At 27.7% G+C, this 19,365-nt stretch carries 17 protein-coding genes and 1 pseudogene; 1 reads left to right on the forward strand and 17 read right to left on the reverse strand.

What is annotated here, in order from left to right:
* From RSF37_RS12565 to RSF37_RS12575, 3 genes are all read right to left on the reverse strand, one after another.
* A partial coding sequence (locus RSF37_RS12565; protein WP_332564750.1) for an acyl-CoA dehydrogenase occupies nucleotides 1-1,093 on the reverse strand: 1,093 nt, incomplete at its 3' end.
* 62 nt (nucleotides 1,094-1,155) lie between these two features.
* Nucleotides 1,156-1,938, reverse strand: coding sequence for a short-chain-enoyl-CoA hydratase (locus tag RSF37_RS12570; protein ID WP_332564751.1), 783 nt, complete (start codon nucleotides 1,936-1,938; stop codon nucleotides 1,156-1,158).
* A 260-nt stretch (nucleotides 1,939-2,198) separates the two neighbouring features.
* Nucleotides 2,199-2,843, reverse strand: a complete 645-nt coding sequence (locus RSF37_RS12575; RefSeq protein WP_332564752.1) for a redox-sensing transcriptional repressor Rex — start codon at nucleotides 2,841-2,843, stop codon at nucleotides 2,199-2,201.
* Between the two features lie 408 nt (nucleotides 2,844-3,251).
* Here RSF37_RS12575 and RSF37_RS12580 point away from each other — a divergent pair, with 408 nt between their 5' ends.
* On the forward strand, nucleotides 3,252-4,088 hold the full coding sequence (locus tag RSF37_RS12580) for a phosphatase PAP2 family protein (RefSeq protein ID WP_332564753.1): 837 nt from the start codon (nucleotides 3,252-3,254) through the stop codon (nucleotides 4,086-4,088).
* A gap of 38 nt (nucleotides 4,089-4,126) precedes the next feature.
* On the opposite strand, the gene RSF37_RS12585 is transcribed toward RSF37_RS12580, so the two are convergent.
* The 14 genes and pseudogenes from RSF37_RS12585 to RSF37_RS12645 form a co-directional block, all read right to left on the reverse strand.
* On the reverse strand, nucleotides 4,127-6,322 hold the full coding sequence (locus tag RSF37_RS12585; RefSeq protein WP_332564754.1) for a heavy metal translocating P-type ATPase: 2,196 nt from the start codon (nucleotides 6,320-6,322) through the stop codon (nucleotides 4,127-4,129).
* Nucleotides 6,323-6,337: 15 nt separating this feature from the next.
* The gene (locus RSF37_RS12590; RefSeq protein WP_332564755.1) at nucleotides 6,338-6,709 is read right to left on the reverse strand and encodes an ArsR/SmtB family transcription factor; all 372 of its coding nucleotides are present in this window, start codon (nucleotides 6,707-6,709) and stop codon (nucleotides 6,338-6,340) included.
* Nucleotides 6,710-6,944: 235 nt separating this feature from the next.
* Nucleotides 6,945-7,529: a zinc dependent phospholipase C family protein gene (locus RSF37_RS12595; protein ID WP_332564756.1), complete on the reverse strand. Its 585-nt coding sequence runs from the start codon at nucleotides 7,527-7,529 to the stop codon at nucleotides 6,945-6,947.
* 285 nt (nucleotides 7,530-7,814) lie between these two features.
* Complete coding sequence (pyk, locus tag RSF37_RS12600) at nucleotides 7,815-9,233, reverse strand: pyruvate kinase (protein WP_332564757.1); 1,419 nt, start codon at nucleotides 9,231-9,233, stop codon at nucleotides 7,815-7,817.
* A 102-nt stretch (nucleotides 9,234-9,335) separates the two neighbouring features.
* Entirely contained in the window at nucleotides 9,336-10,676 is a 1,341-nt protein-coding gene (locus RSF37_RS12605) for an MFS transporter (protein WP_332564758.1), read from the reverse strand.
* 127 nt (nucleotides 10,677-10,803) lie between these two features.
* Nucleotides 10,804-11,805, reverse strand: coding sequence for an extracellular solute-binding protein (locus RSF37_RS12610; RefSeq protein ID WP_332564759.1), 1,002 nt, complete (start codon nucleotides 11,803-11,805; stop codon nucleotides 10,804-10,806).
* Nucleotides 11,795-12,568, reverse strand: coding sequence for a DUF3919 family protein (locus RSF37_RS12615; RefSeq protein ID WP_332564760.1), 774 nt, complete (start codon nucleotides 12,566-12,568; stop codon nucleotides 11,795-11,797). Before RSF37_RS12615 ends, RSF37_RS12610 begins: the two co-directional genes overlap by 11 nt.
* The gene (locus RSF37_RS12620; protein WP_332564761.1) at nucleotides 12,558-13,988 is read right to left on the reverse strand and encodes a HAMP domain-containing sensor histidine kinase; all 1,431 of its coding nucleotides are present in this window, start codon (nucleotides 13,986-13,988) and stop codon (nucleotides 12,558-12,560) included. The genes RSF37_RS12615 and RSF37_RS12620 overlap by 11 nt, the downstream gene beginning before the upstream one ends.
* Entirely contained in the window at nucleotides 13,978-14,652 is a 675-nt protein-coding gene (locus tag RSF37_RS12625; protein ID WP_332564762.1) for a response regulator transcription factor, read from the reverse strand. The genes RSF37_RS12620 and RSF37_RS12625 overlap by 11 nt, the downstream gene beginning before the upstream one ends.
* Before the next feature lie 153 nt (nucleotides 14,653-14,805).
* A pseudogene (locus RSF37_RS14805) lies at nucleotides 14,806-15,627 on the reverse strand (mannose-1-phosphate guanylyltransferase); the annotation flags it as partial.
* 15 nt (nucleotides 15,628-15,642) lie between these two features.
* Entirely contained in the window at nucleotides 15,643-16,320 is a 678-nt protein-coding gene (locus RSF37_RS14810) for an ABC transporter ATP-binding protein (RefSeq protein ID WP_442878729.1), read from the reverse strand.
* Nucleotides 16,320-17,576 carry an FtsX-like permease family protein gene (locus RSF37_RS12635; protein ID WP_332564763.1) on the reverse strand — a complete coding sequence of 419 codons (1,257 nt, stop codon included), beginning with the start codon at nucleotides 17,574-17,576 and terminating at the stop codon, nucleotides 16,320-16,322. The genes RSF37_RS14810 and RSF37_RS12635 overlap by 1 nt, the downstream gene beginning before the upstream one ends.
* A gap of 10 nt (nucleotides 17,577-17,586) precedes the next feature.
* Entirely contained in the window at nucleotides 17,587-18,654 is a 1,068-nt protein-coding gene (locus RSF37_RS12640; protein WP_332564764.1) for an ABC transporter permease, read from the reverse strand.
* Between the two features lie 59 nt (nucleotides 18,655-18,713).
* Nucleotides 18,714-19,052: a hypothetical protein gene (locus tag RSF37_RS12645; protein ID WP_332564765.1), complete on the reverse strand. Its 339-nt coding sequence runs from the start codon at nucleotides 19,050-19,052 to the stop codon at nucleotides 18,714-18,716.
* Between the last annotated feature and the right edge of the window lie 313 nt (nucleotides 19,053-19,365).

Consider the following 19,365-nt stretch of genomic DNA (forward strand, 5'->3'; position numbering starts at 1 on the left):
TTCCTTCATAGATTTCAGTTATCTTAGCATCTCTCATCATTCTTTCTACTGGGTATTCCTTAGTGTATCCATATCCACCAAATAGTTGTACTGCCTTAGTTGTTACTTCCATTGCTACGTCTGCAGCTAAAAGTTTAGCTCTTGCAGCATCAACTGAGTAAGGAAGACCTGCTTGCTTATTGCATGCTGCCTTATATACTAAGTGTCTTGCAGCTTCTATCTTTGTATCCATTTCAGCTACCATCCATTGTAATCCTTGGAATGCTGATAATGATCTTCCGAATTGTTTTCTTTCTTTTAAGTAAGTAACAGCTTCATCTAAAGCACCTTCTGCAATTCCTAATGCTTGAGCTGCGATACCAATTCTACCACCATCTAGAGTTTTCATTGCAATTCCGAATCCTCTTCCTTCTTGGCCGATTAGGTTTTCTTTTGGTACTATACAATTTTCCATAATAAGTTCTGTAGTTGAAGATGCTCTAATTCCCATCTTTTCTTCTACTTTACCTATTGAGAATCCTGGGAAGTCTTTTTCAACTATGAAACATGAAATTCCTTTTGTTCCCTTTGATTTATCTGTCATAGCAAATATTATGAAAGTTTCAGCAACTCCACCATTTGTTATGAAGATTTTTGATCCGTTTAAGATATAGTTATCTCCATCTAATACTGCTGTTGTTTGTTGTCCAGCTGCATCAGTACCTGCTCCTGGTTCAGTTAAACCGAATGCTCCGATTTTTTCTCCCTTTGCAAGTGGAACTAAGTATTTTTCTTTTTGTGCTGGCTTACCAAATTCATTTATTAATGAAGCACATAATGAAGTGTGGGCTGAAAGGATAACTCCTGTTGTACCACATACCTTTGATAATTCTTCAACTGCTAAGATATATGAAAGTACATCTCCGCCAGCTCCACCTAATTCAGTACTAAAAGGTATTCCCATCATACCAAGCTTAGCCATTTTTTCTACGTTTTCCATTGGGAATCTTTCTGTTACGTCGATTTCAGCTGCAATTGGTTGTACTTCGTTTATAGCGAATTCTCTAACCATTTGTTTTACTAATTCTTGTTCTCTAGTTAATTGGAAATTCATTTAAATTACCCTCCTAATCGATATACCCTAAATTTATTAGTTATCTATAATTATTTTTAAAATTATTTATTTTGGAAGTTCTTAGCTCTTCTTTCGATAAAAGCGTTCATTCCTTCAACTTGGTCTTCTGTACTGAAACATTTACCGAAGTCTTCTGCTTCTACCATAATAGCTCCATCTATATCTACTTGTAGTCCTCTATCAATTGCATCTTTACATAACTTAACTGCGATTGGTGCGTTAGCCATAATTTTAGTAGCCATTGCTCTTGTTTCTTCCATTAAGTTTTCTAAAGGAACCACTTTATTTACTAAACCTATTCTTAAAGCTTCATCAGCTCTAATTATGTCACATGTATAAATAAGTTCTTTAGCTTTTCCAGCTCCAACTAATCTTGATAGTCTTTGAGTTCCACCAAATCCTGGAGTAATTCCAAGTCCTGCTTCTGGTTGACCGAATTTAGCCTTTTCTGAAGCAATTCTTATGTCACATGCCATTGAAAGTTCGCATCCACCACCTAGTGCAAATCCTGATATTGCAGCTATAACTGGCTTATCTAACTTTTCTAATCTTCTGAATACCTTGTTACCTAAAATTCCAAATTCTTTTCCTTGCTCTTCGTTTAAGTCCTTCATTTCTGAAATATCTGCTCCTGCAACAAAAGACTTTTCTCCAGCACCAGTTAAGATAACACAAGTTATGTTATTATCATTTTCTAAATCCTCAACTACAGTGTTAAGATCCTTTAATGTTTCTGAGTTTAAAGCGTTTAATGCTTTAGGTCTATTGATTGTTACAATAGCTAAATTTCCTTCTTTTTCAAGAAGCACATTTTTTAATTCCATTAATAAAGCCCTCCCTTTCACAATTACGTGTTTGAATTTTTATATTTTAATTATTTGGTCGTATATTCATTTTTTTACATATTTCTTTGCTTAAAATTAATAAAATTATTAATTTTTTCATCATTGTTAATATTATAACAAATAATTGCAAAAAATAATTGAAGTCTTTCAACTTCAATTACAATTATAATACTTTGTTAAATTTTTTGCAATATAATTCTCAATTATGATTATATTTTTTTATTTTAACCTTATATTTCCTATTTTTCGTTGTTGTATTTATCATGTAGTAAGTATATTAAAGTTAATAAACTTTCACTTAAATGTACATTTTCTACCATAACGCCTTCTGGAACTGCAAGATCTACAGGCGCAAAATTCCATATTCCATTAACTCCACCGTTTACTAATGAGTCGCAAACTTTTTGTGCATTAATTCTTGGAACACATATAACACCAATATCAATATTATTATCTTTTAAATAATCATCTAATGTATCAATATCTTGTATTTCTACATCTCTAATCCTCATTCCTAAAAGTTTAGGATTTGCATCAAATATTCCTTTTAAATCGAATCTTGTCTTCCCGAACCTAGTGTAATTGGCAATTGCCTGCCCTATGTTACCTGCACCAATTATTACTGCATTGTATTCTCTATCTAATCCAAGTATACTACTTATTTGATTTGTAAGCTCTCTAACATTATAGCCGTATCCTTGTTGTCCAAAATCACCAAAGCAGTTTAAATCTTGACGTATTTGAGATGCAGTGAAACCTATTTTTTCACCTAATTCTTTTGAAGATATTCTATCAACGTCATTGTTTAATAGCTCATTTAAATATCTATGATATTTAGGCAGTCTCTTTATGACAGCCATAGAAATTTTCTTCTTTTTTTCCATACTGTACTCTCCTTAACTAATCTTTTTTTTAACAATGTTCATATATATTTTTAACAATTACTTGTTTTAAAAACCAAATGTATTAATTATTTTTTTCTCTATCTTTTTTATCTTACCATAAAATCAACATAATTATCTATTTTTTAAATTAAAAAAATAAAGTTTATATATAAGATTATCTACCTTATATATAAACTTTATTCAAGATATAAAGCCTAATCTTGACTTTATAGCAGGAAAATCCTGCATGCTACCCATCTTCATTGCCTGGAAGATTTAACGTTGTAATTATACTTACCTTTAAACTCTTTGTCAATGGAATTACTTGTATGCTAAAAGCCTTGTGCAATCTAGCTTTCAAGGTTATAATTTATTTTATTTAATAAATTTTTACTTAGGAGTAGTTTAATGGAAGTAATACAATTTATACAACAATTTTCTAGCCCGTCTCTAGATATATTTTTCTCTATAATAACAAATTTAGGCGGTCAAACAATCGGTGTTGTTATTTCTCTTATTTTATTTTGGTGTGTTAATAAAAAACTTGGATTTAAGTTTTTATATGCAATGCTATTTTCATTCTCACTTAATAATATATTGAAAGGTTTCTTTAACGTAAAAAGACCTATAGGAACTGAAGGTATTATAAGTGGAGAGGTAAGTACTGCTACAGGAAGTTCTTTCCCCTCTGGGCATTCTCAAGGTAACGGAACAGCTTTCGCTTTCCTTATGAATGAATATCGAAATAAATTTGTATGGATAATTGGAATGCTAATGCTTATATTAGTTCCTCTATCTAGATTATATTTTGGAGTTCACTGGCCACTTGATGTTATTTTTGGTACTATTATTGGAATTATCTCCGTATTTATATCTAATAAGTTATTTGATAAATATTATGATAACTCTTCTTATCTTATAGTTTATACTACAGTATTCTTTATAGTACTTGGGTTTATTTTACCTAGTGAAGATTTAATTAAAGCTTTAGGTGCCTTATCTGCCCTAATTATTTCTTTATTATTAGAACGAAAATTTTTAAACTTTAATCCTAAAGGAACTACAAAGGATCATATTATAAAATTACTTATAGGAATCATCGGTGTCTTAGTACTTTATTTAGGTTTATCTAAAGTATTAACTTATGGAATCTTAATATTTTTAAAATACTTTATTCTAATATTCTGGGTAACATTCTTATGTCCTTTAATATTCTTAAAACTTAATTTATGTAGAAAAGAGTAAAAGTCTAGAAATTTTCTAGACTTTTATCTTATATAATATTATCTTAATGCTCTCATTGAATTAATAACTGCAATTAATGTTACTCCAACATCTGCAAATACAGCTTCCCACATGTTAGCGTCACCAATTGTTGCTAGTATTAAAACTATAACTTTTATTCCTAATGCAAAAATTATATTTTGCCATAGTATTTTATTTGTCTTTCTCCCTGTCTTTATAGCACTTACTAATGCTGATGGCTCATCCTTCATTAAAACAACGTCTGCAGCTTCAATAGCAGCATCTGAACCTATTCCACCCATAGCAACACCAACGTCTGCTCTAGCTAGTACTGGGGCATCATTGATACCATCTCCAACAAAGGCAAGCTTACCTTTTCTTTCTTCCTTTAACAACTCTTCTACTTTTGAAACTTTATCTCCTGGTAAAAGTTCTGAATAAACATTGTCTATTCCAATTTCTTTTGAAACAGCATCTGCTACTTTTTTACTATCACCAGTAAGCATTACTATTTTATTTACTCCTAATGCTTTAAGTTCTCTTATAGCTTCTTTTGAATCATCTTTAATTTGGTCTGATATAATTATTGAACCTTTGTACTCATCATTTACAGCAACATAAACAACAGTTCCTATATACTCTTCATCTGGTACAACAATTCCGTTACTCTTCATAAGTTTGCTATTACCAACAAAAATTCTTTTATCTTTAATTTGTGTTATTACACCTTTACCTGAAACTTCTTTATGATTATCAATTTTAATTTCATCAATGCTTGTATTATTAGAAGTTTCGTATTCTTCTAATATTGATTTTGCTATTGGGTGATTTGAATATCTCTCACAAATAGCTGCATATTTTAAAAGTTCACCTTTTGAAATTCCTACATTGTTAATTTGAGTTACTTTAAAAGCTCCTTTAGTTAATGTTCCAGTTTTATCAAATACTACTGTATCAATATCTTTTAAAGATTCTAAATAATTTCCACCTTTAATTAATATTCCTTTTTTAGAAGCTCCACCAATACCTGCAAATAATCCTAGCGGTACTGATATTACTAATGCACAAGGACAAGAAACAACTAAAAATATTAATGCTCTATATATCCATTCACTTGGATTAGCACCTTCTATAACAATTGAAGGAATTATAGCTAACGCTAATGCACACACAACAACTATTGGTGTATAGTATCTTGCAAATTTAGTAATAAACTTTTCTGTTGATGCCTTCTTACTGCTTGCATTTTGTACTAGTTCTAATATTCTAGCAACAGTTGAATTTTCAAATTCGCTTGTTACTTTAACTTCTATAACATTAGTATTATTTATACACCCAGCTAATATTTCATCACCAGTTTTCTTCTTACTTGGCATTGATTCACCTGTAAGTGCTGAGGAGTCTACTAATGTATCTCCTGATACTATAACACCATCTAAAGGTACTCTTTCGCCAGGCTTTATCATTATAATATCATTAACTTTTACTTCTTCTGGTGCTACTTTTTCTGTCTTTCCATCTTTTATTAAATTTGCATATTCTGCTTTAATATCCATAAGTTCTGATATAGACTTTCTTGATCTATTTACTGCATAGCTTTGGAACATTTCTCCGATTTCATAAAATACCATAACCGCTACCCCTTCAGGATATTGACCTATGGCTATAGCTCCAAGTGTTGCTATACTCATTAAAAAGTTCTCATCAAAAACTTTTCCTTTGCAAATATTTCTTACAGCACTTAAAAGTACCTCACTACCAACAAATAAATATGAAATTACTAATATTACTGCATTTTCATTTAGTATCATACCAACTATAAATAATATAATACCAACTACTAATCTAAAGTTTTCCTTTAAAAATCTTATAAATTTATTATTCCCATCTTGTCCACTTTCTTTTGTACTTTCATGACTATGTTCGTGACTATGCCCATCACATGATCCATCAGTACATACACTTTTATTATTTGCTTCTATATTTTTTCTTGAGCTTAATGAATATTTCTCAACATCAACCTCAGGTTCTAAGTCTTTAACTACTTTAGTTATTTTATCTATAATATACTTTTCATCTACATTACCATTATATTTTACTATTAATAATTTAAATGAGAAGTTTAGTGATGCTTCCTTAACTTCATCAAACTCGCTAACTGCCTTTTCTATTTTACCTGCACAGTTTGCACAATCTAATCCGTTTAAAGTAAGCTTCAGTTTCTTACTTTCCATATTAAGTCCCTCCTTTTATTCATTAACGTGATTTAATCCTTCATTGAATATTCTCATAATGTGTTCATCATCTAATGAGTAATAAACAACCTTACCAGCTCGTCTAAATTTAACTAACCTTGCTGCCTTTAAAGTTCTAAGTTGATGCGATACTGCTGATTGAGTCATATTTAAAAGATTAGCTATATCACAAACGCACATTTCACTTTCATAAAGTGCACATATTATTTTTATTCTCGTTGTATCTCCAAATACTTTAAATAACTCTGCTAAGTCATATAGAGTTTCTTCTTTTGGTAACTTACTCTTTGCATAATCTATTCTATCTTGATGGATAGCATTAGTTGTACACTTTTCAACACATTTGTCTATTGAAGATTTATCCATTTCAAATCCCTTCTTTCATATGAATGATTGCTCATATGTTCATTATATGCATAAGTTATAATATAGTCAATAAAATTTAAGTTAATTTTTTTGAACTTTCATTTATAATTTACCCAATAAAAAAAAGAGTATGTGGCAATATTTAATTTACCTCATACTCTAGACTATTCACGTATTTGTATTTTTATAATAAACATAACTAATATAGTGAAAACTAAATTATATTTATATAATTTTACATAGCTATTCTATTATTTATATTTATTTCATTTTGAACTACTGACTCGATTATCATATCAAATATTGAGCTACATACATAATAAGCAAAGTTTAGATCATTTTCAAAACTTTGATCAATTGCATATATTTCTAATGTTCCATCTATAAATTCTCTTATATTACTTGGCTTTAAACTGTTGTTTTTAATTACATTTACTTTGTAATTTTTTGAGACTTTTGAAAGTTCTCTTTCATAAACAACATGTGGTCTCATAGCATTTTTAAATTCCCATCTTTGGTAATGCGGTAAACAGTAATAGTCTGTTAGGAAGTGACACACAACCCCTAGAACTCCACTAAATTTCCCAATGCTACTTTCATTATTAATTTCACTTATTGATAATGATGATAATTTTTCAATCATCTCTACAACCATATCAATACTTTCATTATAGTAATGCTTTTTAAATTTATATCTTGAAGCACAATCTGGCTTTATGTTTCCCCAAATAAATCTTTTTCTATTTATTAAATGTAATCTATCGTCTCTCATATTATCTAATATATAATCTGCAATCATTTTATGATTGTTCATTAACATCTAAACAACACATCCTTATAATTTTTAAGATTTAAGTTAATGTTACTATACTATTTGTCTTAAATATATAGATGTTATTTGGGACAATTTCTAAATTATTTCAAATAACCACATCATCAAAAAACTCAATTAAACCCATAGTTTTATTTTACCACTCTTTTGTTATTTTATTACTTAATTTTAAATGAAGTTTTTATCCTTTTTAAGTTAATATTGTTAACGCCTAACAAAAATTTCTCATTATACTAATTATTATTTTTATCCATATTAACTGTTACTATCATTTTAAACCATCTCAACCTTAAAACTATATGTTTTCCCAAATTGATCTTTCTCTTCAATAACAGCAATTATAGATTCATTTCTATTTGCTATATTGTTTTCTAAAATAATATTTCTACACTCTAAATAAAATTCTTCATCATTATATGTTTCACTACATATAATTGGTACTACTCCAAATTCCAAAGCAACTGATCTTGCAATTTTTCTATTATTAGTTATTGCTATTATAGGTACTCTTGGTCTGTATTTAGAAATAGTCTTAACTTTATCATCATTATCAAACATTTCTACTATGATAGCCTTAATAGGAGATTTATTAGCACTCTCTACAGCAGAGTAGCTGATTAATTCCTTATACTCTGTTAATTTTTTGTCTTTAAATTGCTCTATTATTTTTTCATAATCTATATGTTCTTCTGTACTTTTAGCTATTTTATACATAATTTTCACAGCCTCAACAGGATACATTCCAGATGCACTTTCTCCAGATAGCATAATTGCATCACTTCCATCTAATATCGCATTTGCAACATCTGTTGCTTCAGCTCTTGTTGGTCTTGGATTCCTTATCATTGAATCTAAAAGTTGAGTTGCTGTTATTACAATCTTATTTGCCATATTACATCTTTTTATTATATCTTTTTGAATTAATGGTACTTTTTCAGCTGGAATTTCAACACCTAAGTCACCTCTTGCAATCATTATTCCATCTGATTCTTCTATTATACTTTCAATATTTTCTATAGCTTCGCTACTTTCAATTTTAGAAATTATTTTAATGTCCTCTCTACCATTTATCCTTAAAAACTCTTTATATTCTTTTACATCTGAAGCTTTTCTTATAAATGATGCTGCAATAAAATCTATATCTTTTTCACATATAAACTTAAGGTCTTCCTTATCCTTTTTAGTTATTGCAGGAAGTCCTATTTTTACATTTGGAACGTTTACTCCTTTATGGTTTGATATTTCTCCACTAGTTAGAATTGTACATATTATTTCTTTATTATTAACCTCATTAACTTTAAACTCTAGTAACCCGTCATCAACGAGTATCCTATCCCCTGACTTTACTTCCTTATATAATCCTCTATATGAGATAGAACATTTACTACTATCTCCTAAAATTTCACCATTACATAAAAATGAAAACTGATTTCCTTTTATCAATTTAGCTAAGTCATTTTTGAAATTATCAGTTCGTATTTTCGGTCCCTTAACATCTGCAAGTATTGCAGTTGACTCATTAAGTTCATTCCTTACGCTAATAATTCTATTTATTAATTCATCATGACTTTTATGTGTTCCATGAGAAAAGTTTAGTCTAGCTACATTCATTCCATTTATTATAAATTCTTTAATCACTTCTCTTGTACTACTTGCAGGACCAATAGTAAAAATCATTTTTGTTTTTTTCATTATATTCACCTCATATACAAAAAATAGTTATAAAAAAACTTAACATCAGTATATAATTGATGTTAAGTTTTATATTAATAGCTTTTAACGGTTTTTCAATTTTTATTTTTTAGCAAGTTTCTTATTATTGTTTTTTACTGTTATTTGTAAAATAATTAGTCCTAATAATGCGCAAACTGCTCCAACTAATATGAATGAGAATGCTCCATTCCAACCAAATTTATCTGCAATAACCCCAATTATGTAATTTGCACTAAACTGTCCAATAAGATATGCTGTTAATCCTGCAAACCCATCAGCTGATCCAACTGCAAATTTAGGAACCAAATCAATTAAGCTCATATTTATAAGCATCGCCGGTCCATATATAAAGCATCCTACAAAGGCAACTGAAAGCATTGTTATAAGGTAACTATCAGTCTTCCAATATAGTACTACTGCTACTAAAACACCTACCATACATATAATTCCAAGTGGAGCTCTATTTCCTTTGAATACTTTATCAGATAACCACCCAATTAAAATAGTAGCTGGTATAGCTGCATATTCATATAAGAACATTGCCCAACTTGCATCTGCTAATGAAAAGTTTTTTTCTTGTGTTAAATATATTGGAATCCAATCAACCATGCCTTGTCTTACAACATAAATAAATATATTAGTAATGGCTAGTATCCAAACATATTTGTTTGTTAATACATATTTAATCATTATATCTTTAACTGTAAGTGCACTTACATCTACACCTTTTTCTTCATCTAATATATCTTCTCCATAGTAATCTTGAACTGAAGGTAATCCTACTGATTCTGGTGTATCAGCACCTATAAAATATATAAATATAGCAATAACTACAGCAATTATAGCTGGTATAAAGAATATACTTTGATAGCAATTAGCACCAAATACAAATAATGACATCGTTGCCAATGGACCAACAAGTCCACCACCTATATTATGTGAAGTGTTCCAAGTACTCATTACAAGTCCACGTTCATTTTTTCTGAACCATTTACCTATAACAATATGACAAGCTGGAGCACCCGCTGCTTGGAATATTCCATTTAATATCATTAAAATTATAAACATCCAAATTTCTGTTGCAAATCCTAACCCTATATTGACTACAGCTGATGCTATTAATCCAATACTTAAGAATTTTTTTACATTTGATCTATCTGCCAATGTACCAAGTATAAATTTACTTAATCCATAGGAAATTGCAAATGCACTATTTATAAGTCCAATATCTGCCTTTGTAAAATCTAAATGTTGTATTAATAATGGCGTTGACATAGAAAAGTTTTTTCTTACTAGATAAAAACACATATATCCTACCATTATCATTATAAATACACGAATACGGTAACCTTTAAAAGCACCTTTAATTTTATTTTCTGATAAACGGTTTGCTGCCGGAGCAGGTTTTAAAAAACCAATCATTTAACAGAACCTCCTTTTAATTTAATTAATTGTTTCTGTAAGGTTATGTTAAACGATTAACGTAACAGAAAAAACTCACAAATATATTACAAATGTAACATTCATGAGTTTTTAATAATTTTATGTTTTATGAGTTTTCCCATATTTTAATTACTGATTCTTTATTATCTAAATTTTGAATTAAATATTTATCTTCGTAGTCATTATATTTTATAATAGGTATTGATGTTGAAAATTCTTTAAGTTTTTCTTGAAAATTATTCGAAATAATAAAATCAACAAATTCATCAGCAACTTTAGTATTAGTTGCTTTATTTATTATTCCAACCCCATGTATATCAACCCCCGTATCTTTCGGTGTTATTACAATAAAGTCTGAAATAGTTTTTTCCATAAACTTAATATTATTTAAATATGATATTCCTATGGGATATTCTCCTGATGCAACATTTTGTACTACATTATATCCTCTAGTTGAAAGTATTCCTGTGTTATCTTTAATCTTTGATATAACTTTTCTATATTCATCATCACCAAGTAGTCTGTCTAAATAACTTATGAAGCTGTATCCAGTTCCTGATGTCAAAGGATTTGGCATAGCTATTTTGCCTTTATATTTTGGATTAGTTAAATCTTTAAAATTTGTAGGAATTGGAGTTTTCTCATTTCCAAGCTGGTTCTCTAAAACCTTCTTATTTATGACAATAGATAATGGATGTGCTTCAAATGCTATCCATTTTCCATCTTTACCTTTAAATGCATCTGGTACATTCTCATCATTTTCAGATATATATTTTTTTATTGCATTGCTTTTAGCAAGATCTTTTAATCCGTCTCCAGTTCCACTTAAAAACACATCCGCTTTAGGAGAATCCTTTTCATCCTTTATTCTAGCAATTGCCTCTTGAGTTGGAAGCTGTATATATTCATATGAACAATTGTATTTCTGTTTAAAAAGTTCTAATATAGCTTTTGTTTCTTCACCACGTAAGCAAGAGTACACAACTAAATGTTCTCCACTAAAATCTTCAACAGATTTTTTTTTACTATTTTTCAAATAAAAACTTACTAAAATTACAATTGATATTATTATTAATATAATAATTATATTTTTATTTTTAAATTTCATTTATACTACCTTCCATATAAATTTTTTTACCATTATCATCAGCCAAAAATTGAATAACAGAATATTCCTTATACACATCTAAAAATATCAAATTATTAGTTTTATTCTTGAATTTTTTATTTATCCTTATTTTAAGAGTGTACATCTTTTTATCATCTATTTTTGTTTTATATAATTTCATTTCATCATTCATAATTTTCAATTTGGATAATTTATTTGCTAATTCGTTTTGTTGTTTTTTATTTAAATATACATCATTATCTTTATTTAAATATACTACATCTGAGTTATCATTCCTTAAAATATCGATTAAATGTTCATGTGTATTAAAATAATTAAATAGCTTCCTATGAAGGCTATTTATTAAATATGAACTGGTATTATATACATGACTATTGAAATTAAGCTTATTGCTTAAAGTGAAATTATCAATTTTATTGTTATAAAGTATTTTTCCTTTAACTGTATATGAAGACTTATCACTCTCAATAATTCCATCCACTTCTGATGAAGTCTTTTTTATTGTATTAATACATTCTAAAATATCATCTATTTCAAGCTTACTAGTAATAACAGTCTGCGTATAAAAATCAGTATATATTACTATTTCTTTTGGTATTGCAGTATTTAATGATTCTATTGCATCCTCTTTACTTTCTACTATTGTTAATTTGTCATACCCTATATTAAAACTGTTTAGTGTTAATATAAATACTCCCATTATAAATATCATTATCGCCCCAATTAAATACTTAATTTTCATCTTCATGTCCTTTCATACTTTTTTCCTTAAATGCATATTTATAAAAACTTATTATACAGCTTGTCCCCTCATATAAATTACTTTCTACTTTGAAAGTTCCATTTTGATTAACCATTATCTTATTACATATATTTAATCCAAACCCTGTACTTGTTTCGCTTACTGGATTACTAGAATTAAACCCGATTCCATCATCTTTAATCACTACTTCAAATCTATCATCATACTCAATGGAATTTATAGTTAATATTTCGCAGCCACTGTACTTTATCGCATTATCTAAAACATTTAAAAATACTTGCTTAGTCTTGTTATAGTCACCATATATAAAATGTATAATACAATTGTTTTCAACAATTATGTGATATTTATTGAATCTAGGATTTAATATTGAAATACATTCTTCTAATATTTTTTTCACATTAACAAATTCATTGTTGATTTGAAAAAAATCTTTTTCATTCCGTGCTATTTCTAATATTTCATTTACTAATCCTAATAATCTTTCCCCCTCTTTTTTTATATGGTAAGAACTTTCGTCTATTTGTTCCTGATCTCTAAGCTTTGGGATTATGTATGCAAATCCAATTATCGAAGTTAATGGAGTTCTAAATTCATGTGATATATTATCAAAAAACTCCTTTTGGTTTTGATAAGATTTTCTTATTTCTTTAATATATTTATTAATATTTTTACTCATTTGATTAAAAGTATTTGCAAGTACTTCTATCTCATCTCCACTCTTTATTTCTACTTCTTCATCATATTTCCCTTTTGAAATTCTTTGAGAATAATCAGTTAGCTTTATCAATGGATTAGTTATTTTTTTTGCAAAAATATAAAATAAAATTATCCCTATAACCATAAAAAAAAGCGCAACACCTAATACTATATAAAATGCTCTTCTAACTATTTGATATGTTGCTATATCTTTAAAAATAAATCTTATTACTCCACAAACATTATTTTTATAAAATATAGGAGATGAAATAAAGATATACGGCATACCATCTATATTTTTTGTTATATATGCTTTCCTCCCATTAGTTGCTTCTTCTATATCTTTATAGTATCTAGAAATATCATTATTATCTGTAGTGTCATATATTAATTTTTGAGAACTATCAAAAAATTGAACTCTCACGCTAAATCTTTCTTTAAGTTCATTACATATGTATGCAGCATAATCATCAATTATAGAATCTATACTCGAATCTTTATTATCATTAATTATATTTTGAACATATACTTGAGCTGATTTACTCTCAACTACTAATGAATTTATAGAACTATTTAATAAATTTGTAGTTAATATTTTAAATGTTATTGCACATATAAAAATAATTATAGGACATAGAATAATAATACTAGTTATTATTATCTTCACTTTTATATTCAAATTAAATTTTCTAATATTCATCTACTTTGTATCCCAATCCATATATAGTTTTTATATATCCTTGTACTGGGCCAAGTTTTTTTCTTAATCTTTGTATTAGCATATCAACAGCTCTTGTTGTTCCTTCAAAGTCATATCCCCAAACTTTAGTTAATAACTCATCTCTTGCAAAAACCTTACTGTGATTTTCACATAAGTAACTTAACACTTGAAACTCTTTATAAGTTAACTCTATAAATTCACCTTCTATTGATACCTTTTTTTCCTTTAAATACAATGTTAATTTACCTATTGTAATTACTTCATCCTCAGAAGTATTATTCATTTTACAAATACGCTTGTCTATTACATTTATTCTTAATAAGAGTTCTGTACTATTAAACGGTTTAGTTATATAATCATCTGCTCCTAATTGTAGTCCTAAAACTTTGTCATTCATGCTACATTTAGCAGTTAACATAATTATAGGTATATCTTTTATTTTTTTAATTTTATGTATAAGATTAAATCCATCTATATCTGGAAGCATTGCATCTAACACTATTATATCTGGTGGATCTTTTATAATTATATCTAAAGCAGATACTGCATCTTTTGCTAATACTGTTTCATACCCACCAACCTCTAATGTTATTTTTAATAATTTTAAAATACTAATCTCATCATCTACAACAAGTATTTTCATTCTGTACACTCCTTTTATTTCTTCGCTAAACTATATAGATTATATCAATAATTAAACCAGTTTCATTAATCGTTTACAGATTGTTTACACTTGTTGCCTCGTAAACATTAAAATAACAAGCTAAACTTAAAGTTAGCTTGTTATTTTTAATGTTTATAAATATTTTCTATAATCTTCTTCTCGCTCTAATTCATTTAACAAATGCTTTATTTCTTGATCTTTATTCCTATCCATAACGAGAAGTACGTCACCTGCATCAACTACAACTAAGTCCTTTACACCTAGTCCTATTATAAGGTTCTTCCCCCCAAATACAGAGCAATTCTCGCACTCTTCTAGAAAAACATTTTTTGAAATAGAATTACTTCTATATTTATCTAAAAATCTACTTAGTGCATTAAAGCTACCTATATCATCCCAAGAAAAATCACATTTTATAACATAAGCTTTCCGTGTCTTTTGCATAACACCAAAATCTATAGATATACCATCAATTAGCTTGTATTGTTCTTCTATAACTTTCTCTTCATCAACTTCGTCTATATGCTTATATATCTCCATAAGCGGTTTGTGCATTAATGGAAGATATTTTTCAATTTCTCTTAGTATTACATCTGCTCTAAAGACAAACATACCTGAATTCCATAAATAAGTTCCTTTATAAATGAAATCCTTAGCGACTTCAACATTCGGTTTCTCAGTAAATCTTGCCACCCTATAAGCAGGTCTATTTCCACTAATTCTATCGCCCATTTCAATATATCCATAACCAGTCTCTGGTCTTGTTGGATATATCCCTAAGGTTACTATACATCTTCTCCTATTTGCTAATTCTACAGCTTGGGCTAATGTCTCTATATATGCTTTTTCATTTTCTATATAGTGATCTGATGGCAAAACTATCATTACTGCATCCCTATCTTTTTTTAAAAGTCTAACTGCTGAAAGTCCTATACATGTGGCAGTTTCTTTATTTACAATTAAGGTTGTTTATTGTAAATCTTCTTTGTATATCATACCATCCTTTATATGAATAACTCTGTTGCAACATTTAGCTACACTTGGATTATGCGTTACTATTAAAATTGTCTTATTTTCTTTTTTATTTAATTTCAATAATATATTCATTATCTTTTTACCGTTATCTTCATCTAAAGCTCCTGTTGGTTCATCTGCCAATATAACTTCAGCACCTTGAACTAAACTCCTCATAATAGCAACTCTTTGCTGCTGGCCACCTGATAATTTGCTTACCTTTTTATTCAAGATTTCTTTTAACCCTAGCATTTCAATGTATTCATTAAAATCTATATTAAAATCCTTTTTCTTTTTTCTGTACTCTAATGGTAACATTATATTTTCTTTAACTGTAAGCTCTTTAATTAATGCAAAATTTTGAAATATAAATGCTATTTTTTCATTTCTTATTTTTGCAAGTTCATCAAAACTTTTATTACTACAATCTTGATTATCTAATAAATACTTACCGTCATTTAATTCATCTATACACCCTATAATATTTAATAGGGTTGTCTTACCTGAACCTGAAGCGCCCATAATCGCAATAAGTTCTCCCTCTTCTATTTTTAAATCAATATTTTTTAATGCTTTAAATTCATTTTCCCTTTTTCCATAAACTTTACTAACATCTTCTAATAATATTTTCATTATTTTTCTCCTCCAATTAAATTAACAGCCTTAATTTTAATAATACTTCTAATTGGAATTACAAGTATTAAAAATATTATTATTAAAAGAATAAATCCAGTAATTATACTGTTTACAATTTCTGATTGAATGATAAACCATCCTCCGCCTGCTAAATTAATGAATTTATTTAAATAAGTTCCGATTATAAATGATATAACTGTTATAAGTAACATCTTCAATAAAACTACTAACATAATATCCTTCTTTTTAGCTCCTAAAGATATTATTATTCCTAATTCTTTTTTTAGTTGATATAAAGAATATATTATGCTTCCAGCACCACCAATAAGCACTAATATTAACAATAAACTAGTTCTCATCAATGAATATTTTATGTCTCCTAATATTCTATCTTTTGCTTTCCCATATTCCTCTAAGTTACTATTTATACTAATATCTAAATCATGTTTTTTAGCTAATTTTATTATGTCACTTTGATAATTATCATAATTACCATCTACAAACTTTATATTAATACCACCTAAGCTTGCTAGCTCTCCAAGTATATTATCTTTATAAAAATCATTTTCATTTAATATAACAATCATTGAATCATCTAAAAAAGGAGCTACATTATCATAAAGTCTATCAAAATATAATGGTACATTTTCTTTAGAAATTCCTAATACCTCATAACTTTTATCTTCCCCACTTGAGCCTATTGCTAGTTTAAGGTTGTCATTTACACTAACATAATCTCCAAACTCTTTCCCTAATATTATCTTATTTGAATCTTTATCAGTTAATTCCCTACCTTCTTTAATATCAACATCTAATTCTTTATAGTATCCATAATCCATAATTCTTATAGGGATTAATTCTTTTATCTCCTCCCCAAAATCTTGAGTAATTGTTCCATTTACAGAATAGGGTGTATGTATCTTATCTAAATAACTTACCTTTAATCCATCTATAGTAACTTGATTTGGATATATTAATCCAATATTCTCCACTACATTGTTCGTCTTTAATTCCTTATAAAATTTATTTAAATTTTCATTTTCAAAAAGAAAACTGTCTGGCGCTAAAGATATTTTGTAACTCCCCTCTTCATTCCATGAATATGAATCTAACTTATTCATATACCCAAACACTTTAAATTCTTTTTGGATATTATAAATTAATAATGTTGCTATTGATAATTCGATTGTTAGTAATATACTTATAAACATATTTTTTCTTAAAAAAACCTTTAATATTTTTCCATTTCTCATAATATCCTCTCTACCTTAAATTGTCACCCATACTAATTTTTCTTATATCCTTTAGCAAATATATCGCTATAAATAAAGAAATCCATAAGCTTATATTTAATGAAATTAATGATGACATAAAGCTATATTCAATTACTGATCGAGTTACTGCTCCAATAATATTTGTTGTTAAGTTTATAAGAACTATATTTATTAAAAATGCTACTGCATTTAATATTATTAATTTTATAAATATATCTCCTACAAGATCCATTCGCCTTGCACCTAATACTTTCTTTATGGCAATATTCTTTTTTAATCCTTGTGTCCAAAATATTGATGATATAATGCAATTTATCAAGCCTACCAATACGCCTAAAATAGCTGTCTTTATAAATCCATTATTATATGAAATAACTAGCTCCCATGTTTTTGCTTTACTAATATTTTTATCTATATTACTAAAGCCTTTATATTTTTCTTTTAAAATATTTTGTGCATTTTCATTGTAATCAGTATTATAAATATTAATTATATTAGTTCCATCTTCTCCATAAATTTCTTTAGATAATCTATTAACTGGTATTATAATTCCATGTCTCCAATCAGATATTTTATCTGATATATAATCAACAACCCTGAAGCTTTCACCTTTTATATCTATATACTCTATTCCATCTTTCTTATAAACTAATTGTTTGTTTAATTCGCCTACTATAGCTACATTCTCATTGCCTCTATAATCTTCATAATTAAAATACTTTTCATTTTGAGTTTTTATATATTTTTCAAGTCCACCATAATTATTCACTCCATAAATTACTACTTTTTTAAATCCATTTCCTATAGCTTCCATGTGATTTAATGGCTCTGTTATAAATGGAACCTCTATATCTTTAATTTCACTTAAACTTAAAGGCTTATCCTTTAATATTATTGATATATTCTCATTATAAAATGTACGCTCACCATCATAACTTCTAAAGGCTGAATTTAACATTTGTGATACTATATCTATAGAAAATATTGATATTATAAGAGAAAGCATTAAAAAAGTTGTTGTTATTGGATTTGCCATTAATTCTTTTATGCTCTTCATATATACTCCTATTCTTAAGGAGTATATTAATAAAAATATACTCCTCTTCTTCATTTAAATTACTTTGTTACTTTTAATACTTTTTTCTTACCAACCTTTGATGTTGTATGGAATGATTCATATTGTTTTGCCTCAGAATGTCCTCTAGTATGTGTAATGCTCTGTTTATTAGTAGTGCTAGCACTCCCATAAGAACCTCCTAAACTGTAATAGTTTCCTCCATAACTAAGACATTGTAATCCGACACCTGGCTTATCTCCTTTTACTGATTGATGCACTGTTGTTTCTGCTTTACCTTGAGTTTTGTTATTTACAACATTCAGACTTCCACTAATAATAGTCGTTGAATCTAAATATACTGAACTTAAAGTTGCTGCAAATGTTGAAACCATAGGCATACTCATAACTCCAATAATTCCGAATAATACTATTTTTTATTTACATAAAAATTCCTATCTACCCTTTATTTTCTATTTAGTAAGCTTACAGTATCTATTTTACTATTTTTCAACATATATTTTTGTAATTTTTTGTATTAATAAACAATTTTTTTATGCCAAATTATATTTTTTTTATACAAAATTCGACCTCATTTAATAAGTTAATACTGTATTAACTTATAATATTGTATAAATAAATTTCTCATTTTCAATTATTAATATCTGTATTATATTTTCTTTTGTCTAAATCTTTCTTTTCCAATTTAATTAA

The organism is Clostridium sp. (genome assembly GCF_036643715.1).
Classification (GTDB): Bacteria; Bacillota; Clostridia; order Clostridiales; family Clostridiaceae; genus Clostridium.

Coding starts and splice junctions, on each gene's coding strand:
- RSF37_RS12570 (WP_332564751.1), bottom strand. CDS start 1,938: ATGGAATTAAAAAATGTGCTTCTTGAAAAAGAAGGAAATTTAGCTATT.
- RSF37_RS12575 (WP_332564752.1), bottom strand. CDS start 2,843: ATGGAAAAAAAGAAGAAAATTTCTATGGCTGTCATAAAGAGACTGCCT.
- RSF37_RS12580 (WP_332564753.1), top strand. CDS start 3,252: ATGGAAGTAATACAATTTATACAACAATTTTCTAGCCCGTCTCTAGAT.
- RSF37_RS12585 (WP_332564754.1), bottom strand. CDS start 6,322: ATGGAAAGTAAGAAACTGAAGCTTACTTTAAACGGATTAGATTGTGCA.
- RSF37_RS12590 (WP_332564755.1), bottom strand. CDS start 6,709: ATGGATAAATCTTCAATAGACAAATGTGTTGAAAAGTGTACAACTAAT.
- RSF37_RS12595 (WP_332564756.1), bottom strand. CDS start 7,529: ATGTTAATGAACAATCATAAAATGATTGCAGATTATATATTAGATAAT.
- pyk (WP_332564757.1), bottom strand. CDS start 9,233: ATGAAAAAAACAAAAATGATTTTTACTATTGGTCCTGCAAGTAGTACA.
- RSF37_RS12605 (WP_332564758.1), bottom strand. CDS start 10,676: ATGATTGGTTTTTTAAAACCTGCTCCGGCAGCAAACCGTTTATCAGAA.
- RSF37_RS12610 (WP_332564759.1), bottom strand. CDS start 11,805: ATGAAATTTAAAAATAAAAATATAATTATTATATTAATAATAATATCA.
- RSF37_RS12615 (WP_332564760.1), bottom strand. CDS start 12,568: ATGAAAATTAAGTATTTAATTGGGGCGATAATGATATTTATAATGGGA.
- RSF37_RS12620 (WP_332564761.1), bottom strand. CDS start 13,988: ATGAATATTAGAAAATTTAATTTGAATATAAAAGTGAAGATAATAATA.
- RSF37_RS12625 (WP_332564762.1), bottom strand. CDS start 14,652: ATGAAAATACTTGTTGTAGATGATGAGATTAGTATTTTAAAATTATTA.
- RSF37_RS14810 (WP_442878729.1), bottom strand. CDS start 16,320: ATGAAAATATTATTAGAAGATGTTAGTAAAGTTTATGGAAAAAGGGAA.
- RSF37_RS12635 (WP_332564763.1), bottom strand. CDS start 17,576: ATGAGAAATGGAAAAATATTAAAGGTTTTTTTAAGAAAAAATATGTTT.
- RSF37_RS12640 (WP_332564764.1), bottom strand. CDS start 18,654: ATGAAGAGCATAAAAGAATTAATGGCAAATCCAATAACAACAACTTTT.
- RSF37_RS12645 (WP_332564765.1), bottom strand. CDS start 19,052: ATGCCTATGGTTTCAACATTTGCAGCAACTTTAAGTTCAGTATATTTA.